A 2078-nucleotide genomic window follows, 5' to 3' on the forward strand; every position below is an offset into this window, starting at 1 on the left:
CGTATTTTTTATTTTAAGGAACTATCATTTTTTATTAAAGCCTTTATTGTAAAGCTTTTTATTTACAATACATTTACACTATCTTAACATTACTTACATTATTTATATGATATATTTATATAGAAACTACTTAAGAAATTTCATATACATTTTATCTTTATGATCTCTTATCTAATCAATAAAAAGATCATGTTATATTTTTATAACAGGGGTGAATTAGAATGACTGAAACTTTAAAAACACTTATAATGCTTGATGCTACTTACGTTGTTATAGCAATTATGACAGTTCTAGTATTTGTATACTTGGAATTAAAATCTCAGTAATACATGCTGGCGTAATCGACAGATTCAGCATTTAAATATAGTTAGAAGAAAGAGAGGAGAAAATTATTTCTCCTCTCTTTTGTATTTCTACAATTTCTTATTTTAATAAATCCAATGTATGTAAAAGTAATCCTCTGTCTCCTACTTCTCCATGACCAGGTACTACCGAATCTATATTTCCATATCGCTTCAGCACATTCTCAATCGATGTAGACCATTCATTTACGTATGCATCTGCAACATTTCCTAAATCTTTTGCTTCCGCAGATTTCACTAAACAGCCTCCAGCTAAAATTTTATATTGTGGCAACCAAACAACAATATTATCTTCTGTACGTCCTTTCCCTGGATGGAACGTTTCTACTTTTGTATTGCCAAACTTCAAACTCGTAATTGTTTGTAAATCTCCAAGCGGCTCTTCATATCCATTTTTCTTTGCTAATTCTGCAGTTAATGCTGTACTATGCGCTTTAATACCTCTTTCTTTCAACGTTTTTATTCCGCCAATTCGATCAGCGTGCGCATGTGTAATAATGAAATCCGTTACGCGCTTCTGAAATTTCTTTTCTACCATTTCTATTAGTTCCTTCGTTAATTTGTCATCCCAATCTGAAACTCCACAATATTCATACTTAATCTCCCCTCATTACAAATACTCCATTTTTCTATTACATTTAAAATCAAAATTGTATTTTGTTAAATTATAACATTCAGACTATAATTTATTTATAGCCCATTAACGGAGGTGTTTGCAATGACTCTCTTCGCTTCACCATCATTATTCATAGTAGCAATCATTTCATTTGCACTAGCTTATTTCATCGGAGTAAAACAATACACTTGCCTCTTATCAGGATTCAACGAACGCCGCGTGCTTGATAAAGTGACACTATCAAAAATAGTAGGTCTTTATAATTTAATTGCTGGTGTCATTGCGACAATCGGTAGTGTCTTCACTACTCCTAATGCCAAAATCTTATTTCCTATCATTATAATTGGACACGTTATAATCGCGGCTTATGTAAATACACGCATGGTGCAGTGAAAAAGATCACCCAAATGGGTGATCTTTTTTATAATTTATCAACATATTGCTTCGCTTCTAGTAAGGAAAAACCAAAAGCTTCTCTTACTCTCTTAACTGCTGTAATTTTTTTGCCTTCTTCTACAAGCTGGCGTAGTTCTTTATTAATTTCAGGTTCTCTTTCTACAATTCCCAATTCTTTCGTAATTAATTGTAATCTATCTTCAATTCTCTTTAAACGCGCATCATTTTTCTTTTCAATTGTAGTTAATTTTTCAGCGATATAAATGAAACCAAAGGCTACTATCGGTATAACCATCCAGAATTCCATGAATGTTCCCCCTTACTAACTTTCATTTGTTTTATTTCACTAACTTATGTAAATTTTACCATAAGAAACATTTACTGTATAATACCACTATATCAAACTGTTAATAAAACCTATTATTTTAGGGGGACACTTTATGAAAAGATTTTTAAATACGTTACTTCAATTTGTAGTTCTTTCAATCATGCTACATTTATTATTTGATATAGTGGGTTGGCTTGTTTTCAATGCACCAATTAAAAACAAACAAATCATCATTTCTTTAATAACAACCTCATGGATTATGTACATGTACCGCGATAAATTTTTTAAAACATTCACTTCAAATTAACTAAAAAACTTCATCTTTGATCGATGAAGTTTTTTCTTTTTCTCTCACACTCTCTATTCACTATAGTAT

At 30.9% G+C, this 2078-nt stretch carries 3 protein-coding genes and 1 pseudogene; 2 read left to right on the plus strand and 2 right to left on the minus strand.

Translation table 11 applies throughout. From position 1 onward, the window contains the following. Positions 1-423 precede the first annotated feature (423 nt). Positions 424-939: pseudogene (gene bla, locus DN403_RS30180) on the minus strand (subclass B1 metallo-beta-lactamase); the annotation flags it as partial. A 141-nt stretch (positions 940-1080) separates the two neighbouring features. On the opposite strand from bla, the gene DN403_RS30190 reads away from it, so the two are divergent. After that, positions 1081-1371 (plus strand): DUF3784 domain-containing protein, encoded by a 291-nt coding sequence (locus tag DN403_RS30190; RefSeq protein ID WP_000171767.1) that lies wholly within the window; start codon positions 1081-1083, stop codon positions 1369-1371. A 28-nt stretch (positions 1372-1399) separates the two neighbouring features. Here DN403_RS30190 and DN403_RS30195 read toward each other — a convergent pair whose 3' ends face one another. After that, positions 1400-1681, minus strand: a complete 282-nt coding sequence (locus DN403_RS30195; RefSeq protein WP_000397727.1) for a hypothetical protein — start codon at positions 1679-1681, stop codon at positions 1400-1402. Positions 1682-1814: 133 nt separating this feature from the next. Here DN403_RS30195 and DN403_RS30200 point away from each other — a divergent pair, with 133 nt between their 5' ends. Then, positions 1815-2009: a hypothetical protein gene (locus DN403_RS30200; RefSeq protein ID WP_000819655.1), complete on the plus strand. Its 195-nt coding sequence runs from the start codon at positions 1815-1817 to the stop codon at positions 2007-2009. Positions 2010-2078 lie beyond the last annotated feature (69 nt).

It is taken from the genome of Bacillus sp. AY2-1, assembly GCF_008368965.1.
Classification (GTDB): Bacteria; Bacillota; Bacilli; order Bacillales; family Bacillaceae_G; genus Bacillus_A; species Bacillus_A thuringiensis_S.